The following is an 8047-nucleotide window of genomic DNA, read 5'->3' on the forward strand; positions in this document are numbered from 1 at the left end:
CTGACGCTGATCGCCCCGGCGGACTAACCCTCTCCTGCAGTGCGCAATGCACTGCAACCGCACGAAGGTTTCTGGCCAACACAAGCGTAGCAACGACCTGGATTCGCGTGTCGGACCGGCTCGACAAGCCCTATCCGGGAGTCATCAAGCAGTTGGACGCGGACGTTGCGGCGATCAGGCCCGGTCCCCGCCCCGGCTTATCAGCCAGTCGTTCAACCTTGCCCCGCTCTGACACGACAGCCAGCCTTTCACGGCCCAGCACATTCTGAAATGCAAACAAGTTAGCAGTCTCAAAGAACGACTTGCTCTTTCCTCTCGGATCAACACGCAGGGAGGACAAGCCTCCCGCAACACCATGGGGAGGAAAGCCATGTCTCTTAAAGGCTATGGCGCGATATTCGCACTCACGATGCTGGGCGCCGCATGCACTGATAGTCAGGCAGTCTCACCGCAGACTGCTAGCGCCCAGACAGATGTCGACACCAGCATTATTCCCGGTCCCCGAGATTGTTTCTGGCGACGGGGTCCGTTCGGGACGGACCCATACATCAACATGGCCTACCCTGATGCCAATGTCTTTTACTGGGCGGGCGTTTTCAGCATTCCCGACGGCGCACAACTCACGCTGGAAGGCGCCTTTCCCGCCAGCCGATACATGTCTTTCGTATCTTACACTGCTTCGGGCCAACCCATTGAGTCCCTTCCTGACTTTCTGATCGAAGCCGAACAGGGCGAGAATCCGTTTCTTGAAGGCGCCACACGTTCCGAAGTAACAAATCGCTACACGGTGGAGGTGCTCAACGCGCCCCCGGAAATCTTGCGGGATATCGGTTCGCGCAGTGCTGAGGGCCCGACCAGCATCCTTCATGCTCCCGCGGATCAACCGGGCGGACCTCAAACCATTCTATACCGGATATACCTGCCTGACGGCGGCGCCGCGCCAGATGGCGGCGCAGCCCTGCCCCAACCTGTCCTGACCCTGCCCTCCGGAGACATTCTGCGCGGCGAGCAAGCCTGCGAGGCGCTTCGGACCCGGCAACCGGCTGTCATGGCGGCAGGAGCCGCCAGCATCACGGCGGCTCAGTATCGCGCCCTGATCACGCAACCGAACCGCCCCGACACCTGGCCGGCGCAATCTCCTGCGGACTGGTACATCCAGCTCGATCGTGAAAGCCTGCTCGGGATCTATACCGGCCAGATCAACGAAGATGCGCGTCGATCTGAGGGCGGCTTCTATCCCAATCCGGACAATTTCTACATCCGGACGATCGTCAATCGGAAGCATGGCCCGGTCTTCATGGTCCGCGCCAAGGCGCCGACAACGCCCAACACCTATCAGGGCGACGAAACGATGGGCGAAGGCCAGCTACGATACTGGTCCATCTGCTCCAACCAGAGCTTCGTCAATACGCGCGTCAATGACTGCCTGTTCGATGAAGAAATTCCTCTAGATCCGCGCGGCTTCTTCACCGTCATCGTGAGCCGTGAAGAAGATCGCCCTCGCAATGCACGCCCGGAATGCGGCTTGAGCTGGCTGCCGATGGCCGATGATGGCGACGGCATGTTCGATGAGGACGTCACCGTGGTCCAGATCCGTCACATGCTGGGCGCGGACGATTTCGACAATTCCATCGAACGCGTAGACCGCCAGGATGACCTGGAGACGATCCTCGGCCCCTACATGCCGCGCACCCAGTATCTGCAGACCAATCAGGTCGAAGCGCTGTTCCCGTGCCCGACGCGATGAGCCGGAACCAATCAAAATAAAAAACAAAAAATACCTGGAGGAAACATCATGAAAGCCATCTGGCTTGGAGGCTCGGCGCTTGCCGCGCTCATAAGTGCGGGGGCGCCTGCGCTCGCACAAGAGACTGACCCGGCAGTCGTCCGGGATGTGATCACTGTCACTGCTCAAAAGCGCGAGGAGAACATTCAGGACGTGCCGCTTTCCATCGTCGCGGTGAGCGGCGAAGACCTGGAAGAGCGCAACATCACGAACGCCATGGACCTGGGACGCACCGTTCCAAACTTCTACGCTACCCGCGGGGCTGCCGCCGCCAACACCCGCATCGTTGTTCGCGGCATCGGGACGGCCGGCAACACGGCGGCGGACCAAAGCACTGCGTTCTTCCTTGATGGCGTGTACATTCCTCGCCCCTCCATTCTCTACGCTTCATTTCTTGATATCGGCAGCGTCGAGGTCGTCCGCGGGCCACAAGGCACGCTGTTTGGCAGGAACGCCACCTCTGGCGGCGTAATCCTCACCTCACGGGCGCCAGGTGAGGAGTTTCATGGGACCGATTCCCTCGAATTCGGCGACTATGGCCTTCAACAGATTGAAGCGGCTGTGGACCTTCCTGTGAACGACGCGGTTCGCCTGCGTTTTGCGGCTCAGGCCTCAGAGTTTGACGGCTATGGCGAGTCCATTCCGGACGGCTCCAGTTTTGGCGGCGACGAAACCGTCGCGGCGCGCCTGAGCGCGGATATCGATCTTACGCCCCGTCTCAGCTGGTCGGTTCGACTGGATCACACGCGTCTGTCTGGCGACGGCGCGAGTGCGGCGGAGGCCCTCGGAGATACGCTGACCCCGGTGGGACGCGCGATCCTGACCGGGTTTCTGGGCGCCGGAAACCTGCCCGAACTGGATGATCCGTATGATCACCGGGTAAGCCACATCGTTGGGGGTGACCTGTCTGATGTCCAATGGGGCCTGTCGAGCACGTTCAACTACGATTTCGATAATGGTTACTCGCTCGGGCTCATCAGCGGATGGCGCGACTACGAGAACCAGCAATACGATGAAGACATCTTTTTTCTCTCCATACCTCTGACCGGCCGCATCGCCGGATTGCACAGTGAAAGCTGGTCCCATGAACTGCGTCTGGTTTCTCCAGACGATCTGATGGATGGCAGGTTCAGCTTTGTGGCCGGGCTTTACGCCTCCCATGAAGACGCCGCGTTTACCGAGGTTCTGTCCTTCACGCCCCGAACCTGCATGGTGCTCGCGCCCGCCCCGCTTCGCGCGCCCTGCCTGAACAGCCCTCAAGCGCAAGCGTCGGATCTTCGCATGACGCAAAGCTCGGACAGCCTGGCGGTCTACGCCCAGGGTGAATACCTGCTGACAGACGAGCTGACGCTTCAGCTCGGAGCGCGGTACACGTCAGACGAACGTGAGGGACGCTTCCTGCAGCTGGCGGCCAACCCGCTGTCTGCGCGCGCCTTCAGGGCCCCCGCAGACACCCAGCTCGACTTCTCGGACGAGACGCCGACCTTGCGCGTGGCGCTGAGTTATACTGTCAGCCCGGACCACACCGTGTTTGCGTCCTATAGCACCGGGTACAAATCTGGCGGGTTCAACTCAGGCGGCGGCGCAGAACGCCTGACTGCTGAGGAGCGCACCTTTGACAGTGAAACTGCGGACAATTTCGAGCTGGGTTTCAAGGGAAGCTTTCTCGACAACCGCATGGATCTGGCGCTGACCGCCTACCGGACCGAGCTTGAGGACTTCCAGTCCCGCAGCTTTGACGGTTCAAGCTTCATCACCCGGAACGCCGGCACTCTGGTTCACCAGGGGTTCGAACTTGATGGCGCGCTGCTGATCGCCAGCAATATCGAAGTGACCGGCGGGGTTGCGTATCTGGACTCCGAGTTCACCTCCTTCACCGGCGCTCAGGCCCTGCCCGGCTGTTCAGTCGCCAGCCCTGACATTCCCGGTTGCGGTCCGGTTGGCGGCAATCGTCGCGTTCAGGACCTGACCGGAGGCAAGAACCATTTCGCTCCGGAATGGACTGGCAATCTGTTCGTGACCGTCGATGGCGAAGTCGCCCAATGGGGCTGGCGCGCGACGGCTGGCGCCAACTATGTGGGCGAACAGTTCGTCGGGGGCGTAATCGATAACAATCCACAGGTCCTGCAAGACGGTTATGCGCTGGTGTCAGCCCGCCTGACGCTCAGCGCTCCCAACGACCGTTTCAATGTCGCCGTCTATGGCGAAAACCTCACTGATGAAGGCTATTGCGGCGTCAGCTTCTACCAGCCGCTGAGCGGTCAGCTGGGTCTGAACAACGCCTCCACTGGCGGGACGTTCATCCGCTGCAACACAGGTGCGCCCCGTACGTTTGGCGTCCGCCTGTCCACCACATTCTAAGCCAGAGGCTCGAAAACTCATGATGAAACAAGCACTCCTAACGGCCATCTCGATACTCGGCTTGGGACTCACGCCCGTCGCCGCTCAGGCCCAAACCGCGCCCCAAACCGTCGTGACAAGCGAAGTGGACGCAGAAGGCCGCGAAGCGCTGGCATACAGCCTCGCCATTCAGGCTTATCTGTACACCTATCCGCTTTTCATCTGGGAGCGCGAACGGTTGCGTCGGGAAAACCTGAGAGAAGCTCAGACCCGCGGTCCGATCGCCCCCATCAACCGGCTCGGGCACATGAACTGGCTGGCGAACGCCAACAGCGACATGCCCTACAGCCCCAATAATGACACGGTCTATACGGGCGTATCTCTCGACCTTCGAGCCGAACCGATCATTCTCGACATGCCCGAGATCAAGGATCGCTACGCCGTCGTGCAGTCGGTCAACGCCTATATGGAAAACCAGACCTATCACTACTCCCCACGCGTGAATGGGGGTGAAGGGGCGCACCTGGCGTTTGTCGGACCTGATTGGGAAGGCGAGCTCCCTGATGGCGTCCAACGGGTTGATATCGACACTCCGTCAGGCGCCTTGGCTATTCGTCTGGCCGTGCAACGCAACGAAACCGATCTCGCCACTGTACGCGGATATCAGAACCAGATGTCCCTCACCCCGCTTTCAGCCTGGGACAATGGCCCGACAGAAGTGGAACCCGCCATCCCCGCCCCTGTCGAGCGAGAGACTATTGAAGGCCCATTCGCACATTTTCATCAGATGGCCGTTCTACTGGCTGAAAACCCGCCCCCTCCGCAGCATGCGGCGATGAACGCCACGCTGTGGCGCCTGGGTCTGGAGCCCGGTCAGGGGTTTGATCCCGACGCCCTGGACCCGGACACCCGCGCCGGCATCCTGCGCGCGATCGAAGACGGCCCGGCGGTGATGGAATATCTGCGCCGCAATCGAGGCCAGCGTTTCCCGACGGGTTGGGATACGGCGCGCTATGCTGATGACATAGTTTTCGATTATGCGGCCCGCGCCGCGATTTCTCTGGTCGGGCTTTTGGGCAACGATCCTGAAGAGGCGATCTACTTCTACACCTTTTTTGACTCAGAGAACGCGCCGCTTGATGGCAGTGAGTCCTACAGGATGTATTTCGAACCCGAGGATCTGCCCGAGATCACTTCACTCGGGTTCTGGTCGGTGACCATGTACGATGGCGAGACTTTCCTTCTGGTCGACAACCCCATCGACCGGTACTCCATCGGCAGTCGTCATAACCTCCAGTTTAACGACGACGGTTCGCTGGATCTCTATATCCAGCCTGAAGCGCCGGGCGGGGAACTGGACGCCAACTGGCTCCCCTCTCCCGAAGGTCGCCCGTTCCGGGTCACTTTCCGGATTTACTCACCCAAACCGGAAACCACCCAGTCCCTGTACGATGGGGAACTCGCCTTGCCGCCTCTGATACCCGCCTCAGATCAGTAATCCTGAGGGGTCAGGACGAAAGATGCTCGGCTCTGGCTGCGTCAATCCAGTCAGCCAGAGCCGTAGCATCGGTCACTTCAATCGCCCTGTATTTCAGAGTGATCAGTCCATCCGCCTCAAGTTGCTTGAGAGCCTTTCCGATCGACACGCGTGAGGCGCCAATGGCTACCGCCAGATCTGACTGGCTCCAGGGAATGACACCCGGAACTTCCGCCGACTCCAGCATGCCGTGCAGGAACACGGCCGTGTAGGCAGCCAGAGGCAATCTCCGCAGGTCGTCCACCATGTTCAGAGTCGCTTTCAGGCGGCTCAGGGTCGCGGGTAAAGCCGCTCGGGCGATTTCCGGGTAGACGTCCATCAGAGCATTGAACTCTGAATGCTGAATATAGCCGATGACGGTTTTGCCTACGGCCACAGCGTTCTGCTCGCGTTTTCGGCCCACCATGACGCTCATGAGGCCGATGAAATGCCCCTCACCAAAAACAGCCAGTATCGTTTCCAGCCCTTCGGGACTGATCCGGCCCATCTTGACCGCCCCGGAGCGGACAATCATCAGGCGTTGGTCGTCATCTCCAGCTGAATAGATCATCTGACCATCTTCAAAAGTCAGTCTGCGCTCAACGGATTCCAGAGCCGCTTTGACGTCATCACTCAACAGGTCGAGAAATTTCAGACTTCCGTGTTCCAGCAATCCGGCCATCGTATCGTCCTCAACACTGTTCAAGATATTGATACTGGTCGCTTTATAGAGCCACGAGAAGCTGAATATTTGAAACCCCACACCCTAAGGTGGAATATACGCTAAATACTGGCCTTACGCGGCTGCGCACTCTTCAAAAGAGAGCTGACAACGCCTGAGCCAAAACAATTAGCCCGCAGTAGACGCATCATTTTCGGTTAAAAATAACGCTTCCGTCTTTTGTGGAGTATTATGCGGATTGACCGGTATGGGCTTTCGCCTGGATCAGGCGCAAACCCATGTACGCCTCACAGTTGTCGGAAACGCCCACATCACGAGTGCCAAACCAGGCGTTAAGCAAAATCATTATCCTGATGTTTGCAGATGACCCTCGACACTTTCGGTCAGGTTACCGGGTCTGGAGGCGCGCATGACATCAGCCACCCAAATCTCTGAACTGCGCCGAGCCTTTTTGAGCCGGGCGCATGAAGACATTCAGGCGCTTCATGAACGACTGGAAAGCGCTTGTGATAGCGAGACCTCACACGAACTCGTCACCGATATCGCCCAGCTCTCTCATCGCCTGATGGGCTCTTACGGTTCGTTCGGCTTTCCCGCTATGGCCCGCAACTTTGAACTGATCGAAGAAGTCGCACTCAGCCATATCTCTGCGCAAAGCGCGGCGCTCCCGGTCATGGACCAGACCCGTCTGCCCGGCCTGATCGCAGACATGATGCAGCAAGCCAGCCTGCTGGATACTTTGGGTTATGAGCCGCATCCGGTCGAAACCGAGCACACTCCGCTGGTGGACCGCGATGATCACAAGCGTATTCTTTTTGTCGATGATGACGTTGCCCTGCACGGGCTGGCGCAACTGTATCTCAAGCAAGAAGGCTACGCTGATATCGCGTGTGAAACGTGCGCGAAGGATGCGGCGGAGCATCTCGCAGAGCATCATGTAGACGCGATCATTTGCGACTGGCAGCTGGAAGGCGATACTGGCCTGGATCTGTTGAGAAAGCTCAGGTCTGGCGGGTTGCGCCCCCCGAAAGAGACGCCCTTCATCTTCATGACGGTCCCCTCCTCGAAACAAGCCATAGAACGCGCAGGCCTGTACCGGCCTGACGGCTATCTGCTCAAACCCTTTGATGCGCAACGTCTGCATGGCGTGCTGTCACGCGCCTTGAAGACATAACTCGTCATTGTGTGTAACCTTTAAAATAGAACATTGGCTTACGTTTCACTGAAAAAGGTGGAGACATGTATGCCTGCCGCAAATCCAAGACGTGTCGTTGAACAGTTTTGCACAAAGTTTCCAGACCAGCTGGTGAGTCTGACTCGTATCATAGGCGATGAAAAAGCCTCCCAGTTCCAGCTGAAGCGCAACTTGAAAAAACTGCATGAGGAAAGCCACCGCCTCAAAGGCGCCGCCTATTGCATGGGATTCCCAAGCATTGGCGCAGCATTTTTCAAACTCGAGCAAAATACGCAACGACTGCTGGAATCCAAGCACGACCTCACGCCACAATTGATGGAGCGTATTTATCTGGATCTCTCAAAGGTCGCCAAACTGCGCCGAACTGTGGCCCCCGAGCAGTCCAAACTCCTGCAGAGTTTCGAGAACCCGGCCCAGCAAACACTGGGTGACGCCGACGCAGCCGCCCTCAGGCAGTTGCTGAATTCGCAACGCGTTCTGTTTGTTGAAGATGATATTTCTGTGCGCAACCTGGTCCGTGAACTTCTG

General features: G+C 58.6%; 7 protein-coding genes. 6 read left to right on the forward strand and 1 reads right to left on the reverse strand.

Annotated features, from left to right (window positions below; translation table 11 throughout):
- From K5905_RS21655 to K5905_RS21670, 4 genes are all read left to right on the forward strand, one after another.
- The coding region (locus K5905_RS21655; protein WP_297587611.1) for a hypothetical protein at window positions 1-269 on the forward strand (269 nt) is incomplete at its 5' end.
- A 101-nt stretch (window positions 270-370) separates the two neighbouring features.
- Entirely contained in the window at window positions 371-1747 is a 1377-nt protein-coding gene (locus K5905_RS21660) for a hypothetical protein (RefSeq protein ID WP_297587613.1), read from the forward strand.
- A 48-nt stretch (window positions 1748-1795) separates the two neighbouring features.
- A complete protein-coding gene (locus K5905_RS21665) occupies window positions 1796-4147 on the forward strand; it encodes a TonB-dependent receptor (RefSeq protein ID WP_297587616.1) in 2352 nt (783 codons plus the stop codon).
- Window positions 4148-4208: 61 nt separating this feature from the next.
- The gene (locus K5905_RS21670) at window positions 4209-5624 is read left to right on the forward strand and encodes a DUF1254 domain-containing protein (protein WP_297587618.1); all 1416 of its coding nucleotides are present in this window, start codon (window positions 4209-4211) and stop codon (window positions 5622-5624) included.
- Window positions 5625-5634: 10 nt separating this feature from the next.
- On the opposite strand, the gene K5905_RS21675 is transcribed toward K5905_RS21670, so the two are convergent.
- Window positions 5635-6324 carry a Crp/Fnr family transcriptional regulator gene (locus K5905_RS21675; protein WP_022699499.1) on the reverse strand — a complete coding sequence of 230 codons (690 nt, stop codon included), beginning with the start codon at window positions 6322-6324 and terminating at the stop codon, window positions 5635-5637.
- Window positions 6325-6733: 409 nt separating this feature from the next.
- Between K5905_RS21675 and K5905_RS21680 the strand changes: the two genes are divergently transcribed.
- Window positions 6734-7498, forward strand: coding sequence for a response regulator (locus tag K5905_RS21680; RefSeq protein WP_297587622.1), 765 nt, complete (start codon window positions 6734-6736; stop codon window positions 7496-7498).
- A gap of 69 nt (window positions 7499-7567) precedes the next feature.
- A partial coding sequence (locus K5905_RS21685) for an Hpt domain-containing protein (protein WP_297587625.1) occupies window positions 7568-8047 on the forward strand: 480 nt, incomplete at its 3' end.

The sequence above is a fragment of the Roseibium sp. genome, assembly GCF_025698965.1.
Taxonomy (GTDB): Bacteria; Pseudomonadota; Alphaproteobacteria; order Rhizobiales; family Stappiaceae; genus Roseibium.